Annotated in this window: 20 protein-coding genes, 2 tRNA genes and 1 pseudogene; 12 read left to right on the forward strand and 11 right to left on the reverse strand. The window is 61.8% G+C overall.

All coding sequences use genetic code 11. The features are described 5' to 3' along the window. Nucleotides 1-60 precede the first annotated feature (60 nt). The 8 genes from BIO17B3_RS01090 to BIO17B3_RS01125 all read left to right on the forward strand — a co-directional run bounded on the left by BIO17B3_RS01090 (nt 61) and on the right by BIO17B3_RS01125 (nt 7,169). Nucleotides 61-1,029, forward strand: a complete 969-nt coding sequence (locus BIO17B3_RS01090; protein ID WP_156052660.1) for a M23 family metallopeptidase — start codon at nt 61-63, stop codon at nt 1,027-1,029. Between the two features lie 9 nt (nt 1,030-1,038). Next, complete coding sequence (locus BIO17B3_RS01095) at nt 1,039-1,536, forward strand: polymer-forming cytoskeletal protein (RefSeq protein WP_013105751.1); 498 nt, start codon at nt 1,039-1,041, stop codon at nt 1,534-1,536. A 109-nt stretch (nt 1,537-1,645) separates the two neighbouring features. Continuing rightward, nucleotides 1,646-3,385, forward strand: a complete 1,740-nt coding sequence (locus BIO17B3_RS01100) for an ABC transporter transmembrane domain-containing protein (RefSeq protein ID WP_232054145.1) — start codon at nt 1,646-1,648, stop codon at nt 3,383-3,385. Nucleotides 3,386-3,593: 208 nt separating this feature from the next. Further along, nucleotides 3,594-4,433, forward strand: a complete 840-nt coding sequence (locus tag BIO17B3_RS01105; protein WP_156052662.1) for a thymidylate synthase — start codon at nt 3,594-3,596, stop codon at nt 4,431-4,433. Beyond that, nucleotides 4,430-4,924 (forward strand): dihydrofolate reductase, encoded by a 495-nt coding sequence (locus tag BIO17B3_RS01110; protein ID WP_156052663.1) that lies wholly within the window; start codon nt 4,430-4,432, stop codon nt 4,922-4,924. The genes BIO17B3_RS01105 and BIO17B3_RS01110 overlap by 4 nt, the downstream gene beginning before the upstream one ends. Nucleotides 4,925-4,957: 33 nt before the next feature. After that, on the forward strand, nt 4,958-5,308 hold the full coding sequence (locus tag BIO17B3_RS01115; protein WP_156052664.1) for a hypothetical protein: 351 nt from the start codon (nt 4,958-4,960) through the stop codon (nt 5,306-5,308). A gap of 75 nt (nt 5,309-5,383) precedes the next feature. Next, nucleotides 5,384-6,688, forward strand: a complete 1,305-nt coding sequence (locus tag BIO17B3_RS01120) for an MFS transporter (RefSeq protein ID WP_156052665.1) — start codon at nt 5,384-5,386, stop codon at nt 6,686-6,688. 34 nt (nt 6,689-6,722) lie between these two features. Continuing rightward, nucleotides 6,723-7,169 carry a DUF3617 family protein gene (locus BIO17B3_RS01125; protein ID WP_156052666.1) on the forward strand — a complete coding sequence of 149 codons (447 nt, stop codon included), beginning with the start codon at nt 6,723-6,725 and terminating at the stop codon, nt 7,167-7,169. A 114-nt stretch (nt 7,170-7,283) separates the two neighbouring features. On the opposite strand, the gene aceA is transcribed toward BIO17B3_RS01125, so the two are convergent. Further along, the gene (aceA, locus tag BIO17B3_RS01130; protein ID WP_013105743.1) at nt 7,284-8,591 is read right to left on the reverse strand and encodes an isocitrate lyase; all 1,308 of its coding nucleotides are present in this window, start codon (nt 8,589-8,591) and stop codon (nt 7,284-7,286) included. Nucleotides 8,592-9,007: 416 nt separating this feature from the next. On the opposite strand from aceA, the gene BIO17B3_RS01135 reads away from it, so the two are divergent. The 4 genes from BIO17B3_RS01135 to leuA all read left to right on the forward strand — a co-directional run bounded on the left by BIO17B3_RS01135 (nt 9,008) and on the right by leuA (nt 13,833). Next, entirely contained in the window at nt 9,008-9,607 is a 600-nt protein-coding gene (locus BIO17B3_RS01135; RefSeq protein WP_156052667.1) for a chromate transporter, read from the forward strand. Next, on the forward strand, nt 9,607-10,140 hold the full coding sequence (locus BIO17B3_RS01140; protein ID WP_156052668.1) for a chromate transporter: 534 nt from the start codon (nt 9,607-9,609) through the stop codon (nt 10,138-10,140). The genes BIO17B3_RS01135 and BIO17B3_RS01140 overlap by 1 nt, the downstream gene beginning before the upstream one ends. Nucleotides 10,141-10,156: 16 nt before the next feature. Further along, complete coding sequence (locus BIO17B3_RS01145; RefSeq protein WP_156052669.1) at nt 10,157-11,734, forward strand: NAD(P)H-hydrate dehydratase; 1,578 nt, start codon at nt 10,157-10,159, stop codon at nt 11,732-11,734. 386 nt (nt 11,735-12,120) lie between these two features. Then, complete coding sequence (gene leuA, locus BIO17B3_RS01150; protein ID WP_156052670.1) at nt 12,121-13,833, forward strand: 2-isopropylmalate synthase; 1,713 nt, start codon at nt 12,121-12,123, stop codon at nt 13,831-13,833. A gap of 109 nt (nt 13,834-13,942) precedes the next feature. On the opposite strand, the gene BIO17B3_RS01155 is transcribed toward leuA, so the two are convergent. The 10 genes and pseudogenes from BIO17B3_RS01155 to BIO17B3_RS01200 all read right to left on the reverse strand — a co-directional run bounded on the left by BIO17B3_RS01155 (nt 13,943) and on the right by BIO17B3_RS01200 (nt 22,318). Beyond that, nucleotides 13,943-14,019: transfer RNA gene (locus tag BIO17B3_RS01155), tRNA-Pro, on the reverse strand. A gap of 31 nt (nt 14,020-14,050) precedes the next feature. Next, nucleotides 14,051-14,455, reverse strand: a complete 405-nt coding sequence (locus BIO17B3_RS01160; RefSeq protein WP_156052671.1) for a MerR family transcriptional regulator — start codon at nt 14,453-14,455, stop codon at nt 14,051-14,053. A 201-nt stretch (nt 14,456-14,656) separates the two neighbouring features. Then, a pseudogene (locus BIO17B3_RS01165) lies at nt 14,657-15,013 on the reverse strand (integration host factor subunit alpha); the annotation flags it as partial. 33 nt (nt 15,014-15,046) lie between these two features. Further along, nucleotides 15,047-17,488 (reverse strand): phenylalanine--tRNA ligase subunit beta, encoded by a 2,442-nt coding sequence (pheT, locus tag BIO17B3_RS01170; RefSeq protein ID WP_156052673.1) that lies wholly within the window; start codon nt 17,486-17,488, stop codon nt 15,047-15,049. Between the two features lie 68 nt (nt 17,489-17,556). Continuing rightward, a complete protein-coding gene (gene pheS / locus BIO17B3_RS01175; RefSeq protein ID WP_156052674.1) occupies nt 17,557-18,600 on the reverse strand; it encodes a phenylalanine--tRNA ligase subunit alpha in 1,044 nt (347 codons plus the stop codon). A 160-nt stretch (nt 18,601-18,760) separates the two neighbouring features. Further along, nucleotides 18,761-19,117 (reverse strand): 50S ribosomal protein L20, encoded by a 357-nt coding sequence (rplT, locus tag BIO17B3_RS01180; RefSeq protein WP_013105707.1) that lies wholly within the window; start codon nt 19,115-19,117, stop codon nt 18,761-18,763. Nucleotides 19,118-19,166: 49 nt separating this feature from the next. Next, the gene (gene rpmI, locus BIO17B3_RS01185; protein WP_013123033.1) at nt 19,167-19,364 is read right to left on the reverse strand and encodes a 50S ribosomal protein L35; all 198 of its coding nucleotides are present in this window, start codon (nt 19,362-19,364) and stop codon (nt 19,167-19,169) included. A gap of 214 nt (nt 19,365-19,578) precedes the next feature. Further along, entirely contained in the window at nt 19,579-20,124 is a 546-nt protein-coding gene (gene infC / locus BIO17B3_RS01190) for a translation initiation factor IF-3 (RefSeq protein ID WP_156052675.1), read from the reverse strand. A 51-nt stretch (nt 20,125-20,175) separates the two neighbouring features. After that, nucleotides 20,176-22,095 (reverse strand): threonine--tRNA ligase, encoded by a 1,920-nt coding sequence (gene thrS / locus BIO17B3_RS01195; RefSeq protein WP_156052676.1) that lies wholly within the window; start codon nt 22,093-22,095, stop codon nt 20,176-20,178. Nucleotides 22,096-22,241: 146 nt separating this feature from the next. After that, nucleotides 22,242-22,318, reverse strand: a tRNA-Val gene (locus BIO17B3_RS01200). Nucleotides 22,319-22,346: the final 28 nt, after the last annotated feature.

Consider the following 22,346-nt stretch of genomic DNA (forward strand, 5'->3'; position numbering starts at 1 on the left):
GGGGCTCGCCCCCTGCGCTGGGTAGAATTTGTCAACGATCCGCCCGCAGACTCTTCACTCATGCGATTGCCCAAGCGCCCTGCCCTGATCTCCGCCCTGTTCGGCAAGCCCGCCAACCCGCGTGCGGCGGCGCACTCGCGGCATCTGGAAATTCTCATCACCCGGCCGGGTCATGCCGCGCACAGTTTCCGTATCGACCTCGATGCCCTGCGTCGTGCGGCTTTCTGGGTGCTGGCGGCCGTGGCCCTGTGGCTCATGTTCACGTTTTTCATGGCCTGGCGCCAAGTCGCCAGCGGCAATCTTCAGCAGCGCGCGGATCAACTGGCCGCGCAAGCCGCCACCGCCCAGAGCGCCAACGCCCGGCTACAGGCCGAAAACGGCGCCATGGCCAGCCATCTTCTCGCGCTCAAACAACGCGTGGACAGCCTCGCCACCACCATGCGCGGATTTGTGCAGAAGCGGGCCGAGCAGTTTCCGGTGGAGGAGAAAAACGTCAACCAGGGCGGCATCGCGCAACCGCTCAACGCGGCCAATGCCCCAGCGCTGCTGCGCGATGAAGTCGATCTGATCGGTGCGCGCCTGAGTCTGTTGCTGCCGCAAGCCCATCACCTCGCTTCGCTGGAGGCGGCGCGGCCCATGGGCGACCCTGTCACTGGCGATGCACCCATCACATCGGATTACGGCCTGCGCCCCAACCCCATGGGCGGCGGCGTGGAGTTTCACAACGGCATCGACTTCGGCGTGAAACCGGGCACGGCCGTGCACGCCACCGCGAACGGCGTGGTCGAGAGTGCGGGATGGAAGTCGGGCTATGGCAACTGCGTGGTCATCGCCCATCCCTTCGGCTATCGCAGCCTGTTTGGCCATCTCAGCACCATCCGGGTCAAGGCGGGCGATACGGTCACGCGTGGTCAGGTCATCGCCCTGTCGGGCAATACCGGCCGCTCCACCGGCCCGCATTTGCACTACACCTTGCTCTACGGGGACAAGACGCTCGACCCCGCCACCTACCTGCTTGCCCAACGATAGGACTGCCTCATGTTCAAACCGAAAACGCCGAAGACCACCGACGTCTGGTCGAAAGAATCCGCTGCCGCCTCCGCCGCGACGACCGCCGTCACGCCCTCGGCGCTGACGTACATCGGCGCGGGCAGCGAGGTGCATGGCGACCTGCGCGCGGCGGGCAATCTGCGCGTTGACGGCACGATCTTCGGCACGGTGCAGGTCGATGGCGATCTCGAAGTCTCCACCACTGGCGCGATCGAAGGCAAACAGGTCAGCGCTCGCAGCGTGCTGGTGCACGGGCGCATCAAGGCCAAAGTGCACGCGACGGAACAACTGCGCATTCACGGCCAGGGCCAGGTCGAAGGCGACGTGACGGCACAATCACTCGACATCGAAGCCGGGGCGCATTTCACCGGCTACAGCCGCACCGGCATGACGCAAGAGCCGGAGGTGCTGCAACTCGATCACGAGGCTCAGGTGCCCGAGCCCAATCAGGCGCAAGGCGATCCCGACATTCGATCCGCCGTTTGACATTCGTCCTGCATGCTGAAAGCTGACATGCTGTAATGCCTGCATGTCCGCCGAATACGCCTCATCCCGCTCCCTCCCCCAAACCGACAAACGCCCCCGCAGCCGCTCGATGCGTAGCTTGAGCGGCTTGCTGCCGTTTCTGCGCCCGTATCGTGGACGCATTGCGGTGGCGCTGCTCTTCTTGTTGCTCGCCGCGGGCAGCACCCTGGCCTTCCCGATGGCGCTACGCTGGCTGATCGACGCCGGCATGCTGCATGCGCAAGCCAGCCGGGCGGCTTTAGGCTGGCATTTCGCCGGACTGTTCGGGCTGGCCGTGGCGCTGGGGGTGTTTTCCGCCGCGCGCTTTTATATGGTGAGTTGGCTGGGCGAGCGCATCACCGCCGATGTGCGCAGCGCCGTCTATGCCCACGTGCTGCGGCAGAGCCCGCAGTTTTTCGAGCACACGCAAACCGGCGAAGTGCTGTCTCGTCTCACCACCGACACCACGCTGGTGCAGACCGTTGTCGGCACCAGTTTTTCCATGGGACTGCGTAACGTGGTGGTGCTGATCGGCGGCATGACCATGCTCATCATCACCAATCCTGGTCTGATGCTGGGCGTGCTGGTGGTGATTGCCGTGGTGGTGGCCCCCGCCGTGTTCATCGGCCGCCGTGTGCGGCGCCTGTCGCGCGCCAGCCAGGACCGCATCGCCGACGCCAGCGCGCTGGCCTCCGAAGTGCTCGCCGCCATGCCGGTGGTGCAAAGCTACGCCCGCGAAGACGACGAAGCCCGGCGATTTTCCGGTTCGGCCGAAACCGCATTCCGCACCGCGGTCAGCCGCAACAAGGTGCGCTCGCTGCTCACCGCGTTCATCATCGTCGCCATGTTCGGCGCCCTGCTCTATGGCCTGTATCTGGGCACGGTGTCGGTCATGGAAGGCCGCATGAGCGCCGGTGTTCTGGGCCAGACGGTGCTCTACATCGGCCTGGTGGCCGGTTCGGCCGCCGCGCTCGCTGAAGTGTTTGGCGACTTGCTGCGCGCGGCCGGCGCCACCGAGCGCCTGATGGAACTGCTGGCCGAGCAATCGCCCGTGCGCAATCCGGCGCATCCGGTCGCGCTACCCGCGGTGCAGCGCGGCTCGGCGGTGGTGCTCGACCATGTGCGGTTTTTCTACCCTTCGCGGCCGGACAAACCGGCGCTCGACGACTTTTCGCTGCGCATCGAACCCGGGGAAACCGTGGCCCTAGTCGGCCCCAGTGGCGCCGGCAAGACCACTGTGCTGCAACTGCTGCTGCGCTTTTACGACGCGCAGCAAGGCAGCATCCGTATCGACGGCGTGGACGTGCAGCAGGCCGACTTCAAGGCGCTGCGCCAGCGCATCGGCCTGGTGCCGCAGGACGCGGTGATTTTTTCCGCCAGCGCAGCCGACAACATTCGCTACGGCCGCCCAGAAGCCACCGACGCCGAGGTGCAGGCCGCAGCCCGCGCCGCGCAGGCCGAAGACTTTCTGCGCGAACTGCCGCAGGGCGACGCCACTTATCTCGGCGAGCGCGGCGTGCGCTTGAGCGGCGGCCAGCGCCAGCGCATCAGCATCGCCCGCGCCATTCTGAAAAACGCCCCGCTGCTACTGCTCGACGAAGCCACCAGCGCGCTAGACGCCGCCAGCGAGCGCGACGTACAGACCGCGCTCGAACACGCCATGCGCGACCGCACCACCCTGGTCATCGCCCACCGCCTCGCCACCGTGCAGCGCGCCGACCGCATCGTAGTGATGGATCAGGGCCGCATCATCGACATCGGCACCCACGCCGAACTCATGGCCCGCGGCGGTCTCTACGCCAGCCTGGCGTCGCTGCAGTTCATGCAGTGAGTTCTAGAGCACAGGTGCAGCAAGCAGGTAAAAATGCTGAGAGCAGCGACCTGACGCCAGGCAGTCTGGGCACAGCAAAGCCGGTCGCTGTGTTGCGTCCCAGCCGTAAACGCACAGGTCGTGGGTAAGATTGCCCCGCGCGAGGCTCTTGCACCTCTCCCATGTTCTTTGCGCCAGCCAACGGCCTGCGTCCAACAAAGTTTGTTTCATGACCGCCATCCCCACCCCTTACGAAGACCTGATGCGTCACGTCTTCACCCACGGCCAGGACAAGACCGACCGCACCGGCACGGGCACGCGCAGCGTGTTCGGTCACCAGATGCGATTCGATCTGTCGGCCGGTTTTCCGCTCATCACCACCAAGCGGGTGCATTTCAAGAGCATCGCCTACGAGCTGTTGTGGTTTCTGCGCGGCGAGTCGAACGTGCGCTGGCTCCAAGAACATGGCGTGACGATCTGGGACGAATGGGCGCGCGAAGACGGCGAACTCGGGCCGGTCTACGGTGTGCAATGGCGCTCTTGGCCCGCGCCGACGGCCGACGACCCGCACCGTTCCATCGACCAGATCAGCGAAGTGCTGCGGCAACTGCGCACTCAGCCGGATTCGCGCCGCATCATCGTCAGCGCCTGGAACGTCGGCCAGATCGCGGAAATGGCCCTGCCGCCCTGCCATGCGTTTTTCCAGTTCTACGTCGCCCCGCCGCGCCAACCCGGAGAACCGGGACGCCTGAGCTGCCAGCTCTATCAGCGCAGCGCCGATATTTTTCTGGGCGTGCCCTTCAACATCGCCAGCTATGCGCTGCTCACCTTGATGATCGCGCAACAGACCGATCTTCTGCCCGGCGATTTCGTCTGGACCGGGGGCGACTGCCACCTCTACAGCAACCACTTCGCCCAGGTGCAGGAGCAACTCAGCCGCGCGCCCTACCCCTACCCCACACTGGAGTTCGCGCGCAAACCCGAGAGCCTGTTCGACTACACCTTCGACGATTTCGTCCTGAGCCACTATCAGCACCATCCGGCGATCAAGGCGCCTGTGGCGGTATGACCGAACTCGTCCTCATCGCCGCCGTGACGCGCAACGGCATGATTGGCAAAGACGGCGGCATGCCCTGGCATCTCCCGGCCGATCTGCAGCACTTCAAGCGCCTCACCCTGGGCCACCCCATCCTGATGGGGCGCCGTACCTGGGATTCATTGGGACGACCGCTTCCGGGACGCCGCAATATCGTGATCAGCCGTCAGCCCGGATGGCAGGCGGCGGGGGCGGAACCTGCCGAGTCACTTCCGGCGGCACTGCAACGGATCAGCAACGATGCACTGGCCTTCGTCATCGGCGGCGCCCAGCTCTATGCCCAAGCGCTGCCCCTGGCTGACCGGCTGGAACTCACCGAGATCGACCACGACTTCGACGGCGACACGCGCTTTCCCAATTGGGACCGCAGCCTCTTCACCGAAACCGCCCGTGAGTCGCATCTTGCGCCTGAAGGCTGGGCGTATCACTTCGTCACCTACACCGCCACAAGACTGCATCGATAGTCTGAGAGGGTGTGAACCGTGGCGGTGTGCGCAATGTTGTTCCAAGGTGTCGCCGTCTGGGCGGGGCTGCCCGCCTTTTTGTTCGCCCTCATGCTGCTGCTGGGGTTCCGCCTCAATACCCGTTTTACCTGGATTTTGTTGCTGCTCGGTCTCGCCGGGCTGGCCGCGCAGGGGCTCTCCATCGCCTGCGCCGGCTGGGCAAACGCCAGCGCCTGGCTGCCCGATTGTTGCGGTTTGGGCTCTGCCGCGCGCATGCTCTCTGCTGAAGGGCTTTGGCGGCTCAATCTGGCCTGGCTGCTGCTAGCGCTGACCGTCATCGCAGCCTGCGCAGCGGCGATCTGGCGGCTGGCTTTGCCAAAACGCAGCAAGCAAAAAGCTCCGTAACGCGGTTTGCATTCTGAAACATGCCGGATTCCTGCCTTCCGGTAGATTACTCGCAAACAAACACGAGGAGACTCCATGACAGCCGCGTCCATCGCCCCGGTCAACAAGACATCGCATATCGCCATCGCCAGCTTCATCGGCACGGCCATCGAGTTCTACGACTTCTACGTTTACGCCATTGCCGCGGCGCTGGTCATCGGGCCGGTGTTCTTTCCCAGCGCCTCGCCCACGGCGCAGACGCTCAACGCCTTTGCCACTTTCGGCATCGCGTTTCTGGCGCGGCCGGTCGGCTCCTTTTTGTTCGGACATTTCGGCGATCGATTCGGCCGCAAGTCCACCTTGGTCGCCACGCTGCTCACCATGGGGGTGTGCACCACGCTCATCGGCCTGCTGCCCGGATATGACCACATCGGCGAGCTGGCTCCGTGGTTGCTGGTCATCCTGCGTATCGGCCAGGGGCTGGGGCTCGGCGGCGAATGGGGCGGCGCGGCGCTGCTCGCCACAGAAAACGCGCCCAAACATCGCCGCGGCCTGTTCGGCATGTTTCCCCAGCTTGGGCCTTCCATCGGCTTTCTCGTGGCCAACGGTCTGTTCCTGCTGCTGGGCCTGCTGCTGAGCCACGAACAGTTCATGGCCTGGGGCTGGCGCATTCCCTTTCTGGTTAGCGCCGTGCTGGTGTTCATCGGCCTGTATGCGCGACTCAAACTCACTGAAACCCCCTTGTTCCAGGCAGTCGCCAAGCAACCCCGACGCGTTCCGCTGACCGAACTGCTCAGCGGCCACCTCAAGCCGCTGATACTCGGCTCGTTGTCCATCGTGGTCTGCTACGCCTTGTTCTATATCAGCGCGGTGTTCGTGCTGAGCTATGGCATCGGCACCTTGCATCTGCCCAAGCCGACGCTGCAGGCCTGGCTGATGTTGGCCATCGTCTGCATGGCCGTGGCCACCGTGTTGTCGGCCTGGGCCAGTGACGCCCTGGGGCGACGCGCCGTCTTGGTCGCGTCGGCCGGGGCCGCGGTGCTCTGGGGTTTCGCTCTGGCGCCGCTGCTGGGCTCAGCCACCACCACGGGCGTGGGAATATTTCTGTGCGGCGCCCTCTTTCTCATGGGTATGACCTATGCGCCGCTAGGTGCGATGCTGCCCGAGATTTTTCCCACCACGGTGCGCTACACCGGCTCGGGCGCGGCCTACAACCTCGGTGGCATTCTGGGGGCTTCGCTTGCCCCCTATGTCGCTCAGGTGTTGGTGGCGCACGGTGGGCTGAGCTGGGTAGGCGGCTACATTTCCGTGGCGGCTGTCATCAGCCTGCTCGCCGTTCTGGGGCTGGGTGAAACCCGGCACCGCGATCTCGGTCAAACCGAGTCTGTTTCCATTTCCTGATGATTTGCGGGCCCTGTGCCCTGGAGGTTTTTTGATGCGCTACGCCACCCTGGGTTTGATGATGGTTTTCGCCGGATTGAGCGCAACCGCGTACGCCAAAGATGCGCCCATGGAGCCCGGGCTCTGGAGCATGGAGATTCACGGCACGACTCGCGTCGATCCGAACCTGAGCGTGCCGATGCAGCGCGATGTCAAGATCTGCGTCAAACCGGGGCAAAAACCGGAGAGCGTAGTGGTGCCAATGGACGGCAAGCAGTGCACACGCGAACAAGCCACCTCGGCCGATGGCGAGACGCAATGGACCTTCCACTGCGATTTGCCGCAAGCCAAGGTCACGCAGACCGGCACCTTCCGCACCGGCCCAGCAACATTCGAGTCGAAATGGAGTATCACCAGCGTCGCCCCCTCCGGCGCAACCACCCAATCAGACATGCAGGTGAACGGCAAGCGCCTGGGCAGCGATTGCGGCGACGTGAAGTAAGAATCCACGCCTCAACATCGGGAATAAAAAAGCCGCCTCAAGAAATTTTGAGGCGGCTGCGTCTCCTCGGCGGGCCGAGGCCAACCCGGCCTGGCCCACTCTTCTCCAGATACATCAGGCCACTTTGCGGTCGAAGAACTGCTCGTCTTCGGTCGATCCCTTGAGCGCGGCGGTGGAAGCCTCGTTCTCGATCGTCGTGGTGACGGCGTCGAAATAGCCGGTGCCGACCTCGCGTTGATGCTTGACCGCGGTGAAGCCCTTGGGCGCTGCGGCAAACTCGGCCTCTTGCAACTCGACAAAGGCGCTCATCTGGTTGCGGGCATAGCCGTAGGCCAAGTTGAACATCGAATAGTTCAGCGCATGGAAACCGGCCAGGGTGATGAACTGGAACTTGTAGCCCATGGCGCCCAATTCCTTCTGGAACTTGGCGATGGTGGCATCGTCGAGGTTCTTCTTCCAGTTGAAGGACGGCGAGCAGTTGTAGGCCAGCATCTTGCCGGGGAACTTGGCATGAATGGCTTCTGCGAAGGCCTTGGCGTAGGCGAGGTCGGGCTTGCCGGTTTCGCACCACACCAGATCGGCATAGGGCGCGTAGGCCAGACCGCGGGAGATGGCCTGCTCCAGGCCGGGCTTGGTGCGGTAGAAGCCTTCGACCGTGCGCTCGCCGGTGCAGAAGGGCTTGTCGGTATCGTCAACGTCGGAGGTGATCAGGTCGGCCGCTTCGGCGTCGGTGCGCGCCACCAGCACCGTCGGCACGCCCATGACGTCGGCCGCCAGGCGCGCTGCCACGAGCTTGGCAACAGCCTCGCGAGTCGGCACCAGCACCTTGCCGCCCATGTGGCCGCATTTCTTCACCGAGGCCAACTGGTCTTCGAAGTGCACGCCGGCGGCGCCGGCCTCGATCATGGACTTCATCAGCTCGAAGGCGTTGAGCACGCCGCCGAAACCGGCTTCGGCATCGGCCACGATGGGGGCGAAATAGTCGATGAAGCCTTCGTCACCGGGCTGCTTGCCTTCCATCCACTGAATCTGATCGGCTCGGGTGAGGGTGTTGTTGATGCGCTTGACCACGCTGGGCACCGAGTTGGCCGGATACAGCGACTGGTCGGGATACATCTCGCCAGCCAGGTTGGCATCACCCGCCACTTGCCAGCCCGACAGGTAGATGGCCTGCAGGCCGGCCTTGACTTGCTGCATGGCCTGGTTGCCAGTCAGGGCGCCCAGGGCGTTGACGAACGGCATGTCGTGCATCTGCTTCCACAGACGATCTGCACCGCGACGGGCCAGCGTATGCTCAACCATCACCGAACCGCGCAGGCGCACCACTTCCTCTGCGCCGTAACCGCGCTTGATGCCCTTCCAGCGCGAGTTCTGCGCCCAATCCTGTTCCAACGCTGCCACTTGCTGTTTGCGATCTGCCATCTTGCTTCTCCGGGTGAATGAAAATTCGATGCCTGAGCGTAGTTGACTTTTGCGGCGCAGCATAGTCTTATGTCTTATATAAGAGATAATTTTATGTCCTTATAGATCAATGCTTTAAATTCTATTTTTTGCAATACGGAACATTTTTTTGCTGAGTGAAACCCATCTGACCTGCGTTGCAGCAGGCTGTTTTCACATCACGATCTCCAAATTTCGCATTGTGAGAAATGCACCCGTCCCGAAAGCCTTCGCTACCCTCGACACTCCCCTCTCAAGGAAACGCAGGGTCGCCCCAAGTTTCCTTGCCCCCCCCCACGGGGGGGCTGGGCGCAGTCCAGCCCTGGGGGCGCTCAGGGGGCAGGAAACTTTTGGGGCTGCCCACGTTTTTTTGATGTATCTATTCACTTGCTCATTCCATGACTTCCCTACCCTCTGCGGACAAACCGGGTCCGAGTCGCCCGACCGCCTTTCCCCATGAGTCGCCGCGTCACAAGGCCGAATTGTTCTGGGTGTTCAACCACCTCACCCTGCTGGGGGTCGGCGGGGTATTACCGTTTGCTCAGCGCATTTTGGTGGAAGACAAACGCTGGTTGAGCAATGGAGAGTTCGTCGAGATGCTCAGCCTGAGCCAGGTGCTGCCAGGGCCCAACCTGATCAATCTTGCCCTGATGGTCGGACAGCGTTTCTTCGGCTGGCGTGGGGCGGCCGTGGCCCTGGCGGGCATGCTCGTCGCGCCGCTGGTGCTGATCTTCCTCGTTGCCATCGCCTACGCCCAATACGCCAGCACGCCCGCAGTGACTCATGCATTGCAGGGAATGTCGGCCGTGGTGGCCGGACTGGTGATTGCCATGGCCATCAAGCTCTTTCCCGCCATTCGCCATTACCTGCCCAACTGGGGCTGGGCGGGGCTGGCGTTTGCCGGGGTGGGCCTGCTGCGTATCAACCTGCTCTGGGTCTTGGTCGTACTCGGTCCGATTGCCGTAGCACTGGCCTGGTGGCGCATTCGGAGGGCCTGATGCACACCCTCTCAGTCGCCCTGGCTTTTTTCGGCCATTTTCTACTGTGGTCTCTGCTTTCAGTGGGCGGCGCCATCGGCCTGCTGCCCGACATGCACCGCTATCTGGTGGTGGAGCAACATTGGCTCAGCGATTCGGCGTTTACCTCGGCCCTGGCGCTGGGGCAGGCTTCGCCCGGCCCCAACATGATTCTGTTTTCCGCCCTGCTCGGCTGGCAGATTCTCGGACTGCCCGGTGCCCTGCTAGCGGCCATCGGGCTGATTCTGCCGTCATCGCTCATTACCGTGGCCTATTTCCGCTACAGCCGGATTCACAAGGATCGCCACTGGGTACGCGCCATGCACGATGGCATGGCGCCCATCACCGTCGGCCTGCTGCTTTCCTCCGGCTGCCTGCTGGCGCGGCAGGAAGCCACCAGTTGGCAGCGCATCGCGCTCATTGCGCTCACCGTCGTGCTGGTCGTCCGCACACGGCTCAACCCTTTGTGGCTGCTACTCGCCGGAGCATTGTTGGGTCTGCTCGGCTTCATTTGAGGGAGAAATTACGCACATGCTCAAACGCATCAGCCCCCTGCAATCCGAGCCGGTGTATCGCGTCGATGCGCTGCGCCAGATCGAATCCGAGGCCGCGCGCACATTACCCCCGCACAGCCTCATGCAGCGCGCGGGCAGTGCCGTGGCCCGGTTGGCGCAGGCTTGCTATCCGCACGCAAGACGCGTCGTCGTGCTCGCGGGCGCGGGAAACAACGGCGGCGACGGCCTTGTGGCGGCCACGCAGTTGCACCAGGCTGGACGCGACGTGCTCGTCCTCGCCTGCGGCGCCGAGACGCTGAACGAATGGCGCTCTCGCCTGCCCGCCGACGCTGCGTGGGCCTGGGCGCAAGCGCAGACGGCTGAGGTTCGGTGCGCCCTGGACGATCACAGCACCTTGCCCGAGGCCGATCTCTACATCGACGCGCTGCTGGGCCTTGGCCTGCGGGGCCCCATGCGAGCGCAGATGGCCGAGATCATTCAAAGGCTCAACGCGCAGCGCGGCGCCCCGGTGCTCAGCGTCGATCTGCCCTCGGGGCTGGATGCCGACACCGGCGCCGCAACCGACGTCTGCGTGCGCGCCACCTTGACTCTCAGCCTGCTCGGGCTCAAACCCGGTTTGCGCACTGGGCCTGCATCAAGCTTATGCGGCACGCTGTGGCAGGACGATTTCGGCGTCGATGCGGCAACGCATCATCCGCAGGTAGCGATTGATGCCACCTGGCTCGGCGCCGATCTGATTCGCCCTCTGCTGCCGGACCTGTCACAGTCCGCCCACAAGGGGCAGCGGGGCGACGTCGCGGTGATCGGAGGTGCCGCAGGCATGACAGGCGCTGCCCTGCTCGCCGCCCGCGCGGCAGCCCAGCTCGGCGCCGGCAGAGTGTTCGTCGGCCTGCTCGATGACCAAGCCCCCGCCGTAGATCTGCTGGCGCCAGAACTGATGCTGCGCTCCCCAGCCGCGCTACTCGACGCCCAAGGTGGCCGAACCTGTCTGCTCGTCGGCCCCGGCGCCGGTTGCGACGACGCCGCCCGCACCTACTTGGCGCAGGCTCTGGCCCAACCCGTCCCCCTGGTGCTCGACGCCGACGCGCTCAATCTCCTGGCCGCGACTGATTCGCTGCAAACCCTGCTACGGCAACGCAAGCCCATCACAACCCTATTGACGCCCCACCCCCTTGAGGCGGCCCGACTGATGGGCGTCTCGGTACAGGCGATTGAGTCGGACCGTCTCACCGCTGCGCGCACCCTGGCTCAGCGCTTCGCCTGCTGGATTGTGCTCAAGGGTCACGGCACCCTCATCGTCTCGCCGCAACAAACAGCGTGGATCAATGCCACCGGCAATGGCCTATTGGCCACGGCAGGCAGCGGCGATGTGCTGGCCGGCAGCGCGGCCGCCCTGCTCGCAGCAACAGGGAAGGCTTCATCAGTGCTCGCCGCCGTCTGGCTGCACGGCCAAGCGGCTATCCACTACGCCCGCAAACACGGCCCCGGCGGACTCACCGCCGCCACACTGCCGTTGTGGATGGCGGCAAGCTGGGCCGATTTACCCTATCGTCGTCCCCGCCCTGGCATTGACGAAAATGCAGACTTTTGCTAACTTGCTCTCATGTCTATGTCTCGCATTCCTTTCGTCTCAAAGTTATCGATCAACGCTGAAGTTGCGCGTGATGTTAGTGTTCGGTCTTTCGGAGGCGGCGAGGGCGCTTGCGACGCTTTGCTACTGGGCGGTCTACTACTGGCTTTGCCATCGAATGCCGCGCGCGACTGATTGACGTTTTCATCTCGTTTTTCTAAATCCCAAGCGCCCGCGGCTTAAGCCACCGGGCGCTTTTCTTTTATATGCGCTTGCCATGACGATTTTCTGCACCGATCTGAGACGACTACCCACCGGCGGTCGGGTCCTGCACCCGCGACAGCCCGACCGCCCCATCGTCGCACCCTCTATGCCCTGCGCAACCCCATTCGCTTTCTGGAGATGACCTCATGTTGAAGCAACCGAACACCAAATACCGCGCCTTTCCTCAGATCGATCTGAAAAACCGCACCTGGCCCGATCGGGTCATCACCCAGCCGCCGATCTGGATGAGCACTGATCTGCGCGACGGCAATCAGGCGCTGTTCGAACCCATGGATGCACAGCGCAAGATGCGCATGTTCAAAATGCTGTGCGCCGTTGGCGTCAAGCAGATCGAAGTGGCCTTTCCGTCTGCCTCGCAAACCGATTTCGATTTTGTGCGCGAACTCATCGAGGGCGGTCACATTCCCGACGATGTCACCATCGAAGTGCTGACCCAAGCGCGCGAAGATCTCATCCGCCGCACCTTCGACTCACTGCGGGGCGCCAAGCGGGCGATCGTGCATGTTTACAACGCCACGGCCCCAAATTTCCGACGCATCGTGTTCAACGTCGACGAAGCGGGCTGCACGCAGATCGCGGTGAATGCGGCCAAACTCATCAAGCAGATCGCTGCCGAGCACCCGGAAACCCAATGGACCTTCCAGTACAGCCCCGAGGTGTTCAGCGGCACCGAGCTTCCCTTTGCCGTCTCGGTGTGTAACGCCGTGACCGAAGTCTGGCAGCCCACGCCGGAAAACAAGATCATTTTCAACTTGCCGGCCACGGTCGAGATGAGCACCCCCAACATCTATGCCGACCAGATCGAATGGATGCACCGCCATCTCAATAAGCGTGACAGCATCATCCTGTCGCTGCATCCGCACAATGATCGGGGCTGCGCCGTCGCCGCTGCAGAGCTCGGCGTGATGGCTGGCGCCGACCGCGTGGAAGGCTGCCTGTTCGGCAATGGCGAACGCACCGGCAATGTCGATCTGGTCACCCTTGCGCTCAATCTCTATTCACAAGGCGTGAACCCGGGGCTGGATTTTTCGAACATCAACGCCGTGGCGCGCACCGTGGAGGAATGCACACAGTTGCCCGTGCATCCCCGCCACCCCTATGCAGGTGATCTGGTGTTTACCGCTTTCTCCGGCTCACATCAGGACGCCATCAAAAAAGGTCTGGCCGCACAACGTCACGATGCCCTGTGGGAAGTGCCCTATCTCCCCGTCGATCCGGCCGATCTCGGCCGCGCCTACGATTCGGTCATCCGCGTCAACAGCCAGTCCGGCAAGGGCGGCATCGCCTATCTGCTCGAAGCTACCTACGGTCTGGTCATGCCCCGCCGTTTGCAGGTCGAGTTCAGCGGCGTGGTGCAAAAACACACCGACGCCACTGGCGCTGAAGTCACCGCACAACAACTCTGGCAGATGTTCAATGAAGAGTATGTGCAGATTGGGCAGCCGCTGCATCTGCACAGCTACCACCTCAGCGACCACGGCGAGCGCCAGGGCGTTCGCCTCGAAATCGAAGTGGATGGCAAACGTCTGAGTCTCACAGGCGAAGGCAACGGCCCCATCGACGCGGCCATCCATGCCCTGCGCCTGCCACTGGCCGTGCACAGCTATGAAGAGCGCGCACTCGGCCTTGGCGCGGATGCCAAAGCCTCGGCCGTCGTCGAAATGGCCATCGCAGGAACGGCCACCAGCACCTACGGAGTGGGCATGGACGCCAACATCGTCACCGCCTCCGTGCGCGCGTTGATCTCCGGCGCCAACCGCCTGCTGCAGCGCCTGCCAGAAGCCGAGGCGCGGCAGCATCTGGAATCCCTGCAAGCCCCATTGCGTGCTGTAGCTTGAACCCTTACTAGGGAATGCGCACCAAAAGAAAAAGCCCGCTAAGGCGGGCTTTTTTATTGCTTTTCCGTCAATGATCAGATCTGACGACTGGTCATTTACTTAGTAATTTTGGTCGGGGCGAGAGGATTCGAACCTCCGACCCCCTGCACCCCATGCAGGTGCGCTACCAGGCTGCGCTACGCCCCGACGACCAAAGCAGGCAATCATACACTATTCCTCAGGGTTCGATCAAACTTCTGCGGATCGAGAGGAGTTCGGCGCGCAATTCGTTGATGTGCTGAATGGCAGGTAGCGGCACCGGAGGTGCCTGCTCTCCGGCATCCGGCGTGCCCGCTGCTTCTCGCATTGCGTGCTCGTCGCCAGGAATTCCGCCCAAACGCGCTCGGGCGCCGCTGATGGTGAAACCTTGCTCATACAGCAGTTCCCGAATACGGCGAATCAACAGAACCTCATGGTGCTGGTAATAGCGCCGGTTGCCCCTTCTTTTCATCGGACGCAATTGCGCGAATTCTTGCTCCCAATACCGCAGTACGTGCGATTTCACGCCGCACAACTCGCTGACTTCTCCAATGGTGAAGTAGCGCTTGGCAGGTATGGGCGGCAATGCAGGGACGGCACTCATGGTGGAGACGTGACAAATCCTAGAAACGTGAGCGGTTATGTCAAAACGGAATTCGCCCAAAGGGGCTGGTTAGTGGATTTTGCCGCATCTCAGGCGGATAACGGCAATGTCCAGCCGGATTCACCGTGGGTTCGCGGCATTCTTCACATACCTTACCAACAAATTTCGGCGTTCTTCGACGATTTGCAGACCCGGCGAAGGTCACTGCACCTCTTCGGCCAGATCAGCAAGGGCGGGGCTTTGGAGTTGATGCTTGAACTTGTGGCTGGCGTGGAAAATCACCACCCGGCGCGCGGCGATGGGAATGATTTCGCCGGTGCGGGGATTGCGGCCTGGCCGCTGCGCCTTCTCGCGCAACTGGAAATGGCCGAACCCGGAAAGTTTGACATCTTCGCCGCGGCCCAAGGCATCTCGAACGCGGTCGAAAAAGGCATCGACCATGTCTTTCGATTCACGTTTGTTGAGACCGATACGCTCATAGAGCTGTTCGGCGAGTTCTGCCTTGGTCAGCGTCGGTGTCTGCACCGATTCAATCTGAATGCGTGCCATCTGTCCTCCTGTGTGCTGCTTTTGTTGTTGTTTCGACCGACTTCAACCCCTGAGTTGTGCCCCGTTTGCAGACGCCAACTCGGCAACCAACGCCTGACAGGCGGCATCCACCCGCTCGTCAGTCAAGGTTTGCTGGTCTTGCAACTGCAGACGGAAGGCCATGCTTTTCGAGGTCGTGTCTCCGGGCGGGGTAAACAGGTCGAAGAGTCGCACCTCCCGGATGATGCCGCAAACCGGAATGTTCTGGATGGCGGTTTGTACTGCCTGCTGCATCTGCGCGTAGCTGACGCCCGAGGGAACCTGAAACGCCAGGTCGCGCTGCACGGCGGGTACGCGGTTGATGGGGGCAAACACGGGCAGTTTCTGGGCCTGCAGCAGCCCAGCATCCAGCTCGAAGATCACGGGTGCAAACTGCAGGTGATAGCGCTGCACCCATTGCGGATGCAATTCTCCCACCACACCCAGGCGCTCACCGCCCAGCCGAACTTCCGCGCTGCGCCCCGGATGCAACGCGGGATGTTGAACCGGCATCCATTGCAACTCGCCCGTGCCCTCGCCTGAGCCCTCAAACAAGGCCTCGACATCTGCCTTCACATCGTAGAAATCGACCCGCCGTTCCGGCTCGGCCCACTGCACGGGAACCACCGAGCCGTAGGCCAGACCCGCCAGGCGCATCGGCTGGCGAATACCCGCAACCTGCATCGGCCCGTTCTCGGCCTGCGCATCGCGCGCAAACACGCGACCGAGTTCAAACAGACGCACCCGTTTAGCACGATGGTTGAGGTTGTCTGCCAGCACCTTGACCAGTGAGCCGATGAGCGTGGAGCGCATCACCGACATCTGTGACGCGATGGGATTGAGCAGGCGGATGGGGTCAGCCTGACCTGCGAAATCCTGCTCCGATTGCGCATCCACAAAAGAGAAATTGAGGGTCTCTTGATAGCCCAGGGCCGCGGTTTTGAGACGTAGGCTGTGCAAAGTGCGCTGGCCCTCGGGCACCGGCAGCGGATGCAGGCGCGCCACCGGCGCCTGGGTTGGAATGTGCTGATAGCCGTGAATGCGTGCGACTTCTTCGATCAGATCTTCTTCAATCTCCAGATCGAAACGTTCAGCGCCTGGCGTCACGATCCAGGCGGGTTCAGTGCTGTTGCGGTCGAGTTCAGCCTGAAGCCCGAGCCGCGAAAAAATCTCGCCCATGCGGTCTGAGCCGATAGGAATGCCGATGACTTTCTCGCATCGCGCCACCCGCATCCGCACCGGCTTGCGTTGCGGCAGTTGGGTGATCTGATCGTCGGCCGGGCCTGCTTGTCCGCCGCAGATGTCCAGAATCAGCGCGGTGATGGCATCGAGGTGTTCGACGGTGGTCGCGTAGTCGACCCCGCGCTCGAAGCGGGCGGCCGCATCGGTAGAAAAGTTCAGACGGCGGGCGCGGCCACGAATGGCGTCCGGCCACCAGAATGCGGCCTCGAGGTAGATGTCCGTAGTGTCCATGGTGACGGCGGTGGACTCGCCCCCCATGATGCCGGCAAGAGATTCCACGCCGTTTTCGGCGGCAATCACTCCCATGTCGGCGCTCAGGGAGATGGTCTGCCCGTTGAGCAATTCGAGCTGCTCGCCTTCGCGCGCCCAGCGCACGGTCAATCCGCCGCGAATCTTGGCCAGATCAAACACATGGCTCGGGCGGCCCAGCTCCAGCATCACATAGTTGGAAATGTCGACCAGAGCCGAAATGCTTCGCTGTCCGCTGCGTTCCAGCCGCGTTTTCATCCATTGCGGTGTTTCGGCCCGAGCATTCACCCCGCGGATGATGCGGCCGGAAAACCGCCCGCAGAGATCGGGCGCTTCAATGCTCACCCGCAATCGGTCCGCCAGAGTGGGCGCCACGGGCCTAAACGTCGGTCTGTGGAACACCGCACCCGTGACTGCAGACACCTCACGGGCGACACCGATGATGCTCAGGCAATGCCCCAGATTCGGCGTGAGCTTGATGGTGAACACGGCTTCGTCGAGCGAGAGCCATTCACGCAGATCCGCCCCGGCCTGCGGCGCTCCTTGAAGCGCCAGCAAGCCGGCATGATCGGCCGACAGGCCCAGTTCGCGTGCGGAGCACAGCATGCCCTGCGATTCCACACCGCGCATCTTGGCCGGCCCGATCCGGAACGCGCCCTGCCCCTCTTGCTGCGGCGGCAACTCGGCCCCCACCAGCGCACAGGGCGCGGCCATGCCGACGGCCACATTGGGCGCACCGCAGACGATTTGCAGCCATTGAGCCGCGCCGACATCCACCTGGCAAACACGAAGTTTGTCGGCATTGGGATGAGGCTGCACATCACGCACCAGCCCCACCACAACCCCCGAAAAAGCGGGCGCCGCGGCTTGCACTTCCTCCACTTCCAGACCCGCCATGGTCAGGGTATCGGCCAGCGCTTCGGTCGAGAGGTCGGGATTGCAAAACTGGCGCAACCAGGATTCGGGAAACTGCATGATCAGCTCTTTGAAAAGTTCAGCTCAGCGGTCAGGCCGCAAAATAAAAGCGAGGGGTGGCGACTGGGTTAGGCGAACTGCTGGATAAAGCGCAGATCGTTTTCGTAGAACAGCCGCAGATCCGAGATGCCGTAGCGCAGCATGGTGATGCGATCCAGACCGCTGCCAAAGGCGAAGCCGATGAACCGCTCGGGGTCGAGCCCGAAATTACGCACAACCGTGGGGTGCACCTGCCCGGAACCTGCAAGCTCCAGCCAGCGGCCTTTGAGCGGCCCGCTCTCGAACATCATGTCGATCTCGGCGGACGGCTCCGTGAAGGGAAAGTACGAGGGGCGAAAGCGCACCAGAATATCGTCGCGCTCGAAGAAGGCCTTGAGAAAACTGGTGAAGGTGCCCTTGAGATCGGCCATTGAGACATTCTGGTCGATCCATAGTCCTTCAAACTGATGAAACATGGGGGAATGCGTCGCGTCGCTGTCCACACGATAAGTGCGTCCCGGCGCAATCACCTTGATCGGCGGCATTTCGGCGGCCCCTGCATACCGCTGCACGTGGGCTCGGGCATGGCGAACCTGCATCGGAGAGGTATGCGTTCGCAGCAGCAAAGGTTGGCCGTGCACATCCTTGGCGTCGACGTAGAAGGTGTCTTGCATCGAGCGCGCGGGGTGATTCTGCGGCGAATTCAGCGCGGTGAAATTGGTCCAGTCATCTTCGATTTCCGGGCCGTCGGCCACGTCGAAACCCATGGAGCGGAAAATCTGCTCCATCCGCATCCAGCTACGCGTCAGCGGGTGCAAGCCGCCTTGATTTCCAGCGCGCCCCGGCAAGGTCACGTCAATCGCTTGCGCCTGCAGTTGAGCCTGAAGCGCCGCCTGCTCGATCGCCTCGCGCCGCAGTTGCAAGGCCTGCTCAATCGCCTGCTTTGCCAGATTGATCTCAGCACCCCGCGACCGCTTTTCCTCAGCCGGGAGTGCCGCCAGGGCTTTCATCTCGATGGTGATCAAGCCGGTCTTTCCCAGATAGCGCGCCTTGGCGTTTTCCAGAGAGGCGGAATCCGTCGCTTGCGAAAACTCGGCACTGGCTTGATCGATCAGGGTTTGCAAAGGATTCATAGACTAGGTACACCGAAAAAGTGTGAACAGGCATCCCAAGAGACGGCAACCGACCCTCGTGCCCAAGCGCAACACCGCCTACAAAGAACAAAGGCCTGCGGAAACAGGCCTTTGCACAGCAAGACATCGCAACAGAGCAACAAAGCTCTGGGCCCTACGATCAGGCCATTGCTGCCTTGACCTGAGCGACGATTTTGGCGAACGCTGCTGCGTCGTGCACCGCCATGTCGGCGAGCACCTTGCGGTCAATTTCGATCTGCGCTTTTTTCATGCCATTCATGAACACGCTGTAGGTCATGCCGGACTGGCGCACCGCGGCGTTGATCCGGGTGATCCACAGCGAACGGAATTCACGCTTCTTGGCACGACGGTCACGGTAGGCATATTGCCCTGCCTTCATTACCGCTTCTTTGGCGATGCGATAGACGTTTTTGCGGCGGCCGCGGAAACCCTTGGCGAGGTCGAGAACTTTTTTGTGACGTGCACGTGCAGTCACACCACGTTTGACGCGAGGCATTTAAGACTCCTTATCCTGATTGATTGTTCGAACTGAGGCGACTGGCGCTTCAGGCGAAAGGCATCATGGCGGCGATCTGCTTCAGATCGCTGTCATGCACCGCCGTGGCTCCACGCAAGTGACGCTTGTTCTTGGTGGTTTTTTTGGTCAGGATATGGCGCTTGAACGCTTGACCACGTTTGACAGTGCCGCCCGGACGCACGCGGAATCGCTTTGCGGCACTCTTTTTGGTTTTCATCTTGGGCATGATTGCTCCGTTAAATATGACATATCCGCAGGCGGTCTGACGATGAACCAGACACTTTCAAGCCCACGCACACGAGTTTTGCGGCATTCGCCCCTCTGAGCCAAACACACGCGACTGCAGCTTGCGCTACAGGTTTGTTCACCGCCAAAAAGCAGGAACGCACTTCTCGCCTTCGCTGCACCAGATCCATTTGAACCAGCGCAGCAAAGGCTGTTTATTTTTTCTTCTTCGGCGAGATGACCATGATCATCTGGCGCCCTTCCAGCTTGGGCATCTGCTCAACCTGGCCGACATCTTCGACATCGGCCTTAACGCGCTCCAGCACCCGCATCCCGATGTCCTGGTGGGTAATTTCACGCCCACGGAAACGCAGACTGACCTTGCCTTTATCACCTTCTTCCAGGAAACGGCGGAGGTTACGCAGCTTGATCTGGTAGTCGCCGTCGTCTGTTGCCGGACGGAATTTGACTTCCTTGATCTGGATTTGCTTTTGCTTGGACCGGGCTTCGTGGTTCTTTTTTTGTTCTTCGTATTTGAACTTGCCGTAATCCATCAAACGACAGACCGGAGGTGATGCGGTCGGCGCAATTTCCACCAGGTCCACATCATGCTGCTCGGCGAGTCTGAGCGCCTCAGTAAGAGAAACCACCCCGAGCGCCTCGCCGTCAGGTCCGACTAGGCGGAGTTCGGGAAGCGTGATTTCGCGATTCAGACGATGCGCGCGTTTTTCCGGTGTATTACGGCTCTGGAACGTAGCGATGGCTCAAACCTTTCAATTCATTTAGACAAATATGCTGCCCCAGCTGAGTTCTTACTGCTGGGCTGATCCGCGCGACTGCACTTCCTGGGAGAGTTTTTGCGTCAGCGCCTCCAGGGACAGCACCCCGAGGTTGACATTGCCGCGTGCCCGTACCGCGATGGTTCCCGCGTCTCGCTCTTGGTCACCGACCACAAGCAAGTAAGGCACCTTGCTCAATGCATTTTCACGTATTTTATAGTTGATTTTTTCGTTGCGCAAATCCAACTCGACCCTAAAGCCTTGTTTTGTCAGCGCTTGTGCAACAGATCGTGCGTAATCGGCCTGCGCGTCGGTGATGTTCATCACGACGGTCTGAACCGGCGCAAGCCACAGCGGCATCGCGCCGGCGTAGTGTTCGATCAGTACACCGATGAAACGCTCCATCGAGCCGACTATCGCCCGGTGCAGCATGACCGGCCGCACCCGCTGCGAATGCTCATCGACATACTCGGCATCCAGCCGCTCGGGCATCATGAAGTCGACCTGCATGGTGCCCACCTGCCAGGCACGACCGATCGAGTCTTTCATGTGGTATTCGATTTTCGGGCCGTAGAACGCGCCCTCTCCCGGCAACTCCTGCCACGCCACACCGCAGGCCTGCAGCGCCGCGCGCAATGCGGCCTCGGCTTTGTCCCAAACGGCTTCTTCGCCGATGCGTTTTTCTGGGCGCAAGGCAATCTTCAGGGCAATATCGGTAAAGCCAAAGTCTGTGTAGACCTGCATGGCCTGCTGGTGAAAGGCTGTTACCTCGGCCTCGATCTGATCTTCGGTGCAAAAAATATGACCGTCATCCTGCGTGAAACCGCGCACGCGCAGCAGACCGTGCAGCGCACCGGAGGGCTCGTTGCGATGGCACGCGCCAAACTCGCCGTAGCGAATGGGCAAATCGCGATAGCTGCGCAGACCTGAATTGAAAATCTGGATATGACCGGGGCAGTTCATCGGCTTGACCGCGAACTGGCGCTTTTCAGACTCGGTGAAGAACATGTTCTCCGAATAGTTGTCCCAGTGACCCGAGCGCTTCCACAAGCTCACATCGAGAATCTGCGGCCCCTTGACTTCTTGGTAGCCGCTATCGCGATAGACCTGCCGCATGTACTGTTCGACAGCCTGCCACAGCGACCAACCTTTGGGATGCCAGAAGGCCAGACCCGGCGCCTCTTCCTGGAAATGGAACAGGTCGAGTTCCTTGCCCAGCTTGCGGTGATCGCGCTTTTCCGCCTCGGCCAAGGCGTGCAGGTAGGCGTCCAGATCTTCTTTCTTGGCCCAGGCGGTGCCGTAAATCCGCTGCAATTGCGCGTTGCGATGGTCGCCGCGCCAATAGGCGCCGGCCACCTTCATCAGCTTGAACACCTTTAGCCGCCCGGTCGATGGCACGTGCGGGCCGCGGCAAAGATCGGTGAAAGCCCCTTCGGAATACAGCGACACATCCTCACCCGCAGGAATGCTGGCGATGATTTCGGCTTTGTAATGCTCACCAAGCGACTTGAAATAGTCGACCGCTTCATCACGCGGCAGCACCTTGCGGCGCACTGGCTCATCCTTGCGGGCAAGTTCGGCCATGCGCGCCTCGATCTTTTCGAGATCTTCAGGCGTGAAGGGCCGCTTGTAGGCGAAGTCGTAGTAAAAGCCATTTTCGATCACCGGGCCGATGGTCACTTGTGCGTCGGGATACAGGTCTTTGACGGCGTAGGCCAGAAGGTGAGCGGTCGAATGCCGAATCACTTCCACCCCCTCGGCATCCTTGTCCGTGATGATTGCCACCTCGGCATCTTGCGAAAGGCGGTAGCTGGTATCGACCAGCTTGCCGTCAACTTTTCCGGCCAAAGCCGCCTTGAACAGCCCGGCGCCTATCGACTGCGCCAGTTCGGCGACCGTCAGCGGGGCTTCGAAAGCACGTTTGGAACCGTCTGGCAGGGTGATTTGAAACATGATGCGTCTCGCTCAAATAAAAAAGGTGCGGATGGACCGCACCTTGTCATCGCTATGCACGGGCGTGCGGACCTCTAAAACTCAGGGGGTCTGCAAGCTAGTTCGAAAAGGATGCATGGCGTTGTATGAGGAGCTTGGAAAGAATTTGGTAGGCGGTATTGGAATCGAACCAACGACCTCTTGCATGTCAAGCAAGCGCTCTAACCATCTGAGCTAACCGCCTACGAAGCCCGCAATCATAGCACGGCTCT

The sequence above is a fragment of the Thiomonas sp. OC7 genome (assembly GCF_900634595.1).
GTDB classification, from domain to species: Bacteria; Pseudomonadota; Gammaproteobacteria; order Burkholderiales; family Burkholderiaceae_C; genus Thiomonas; species Thiomonas arsenitoxydans.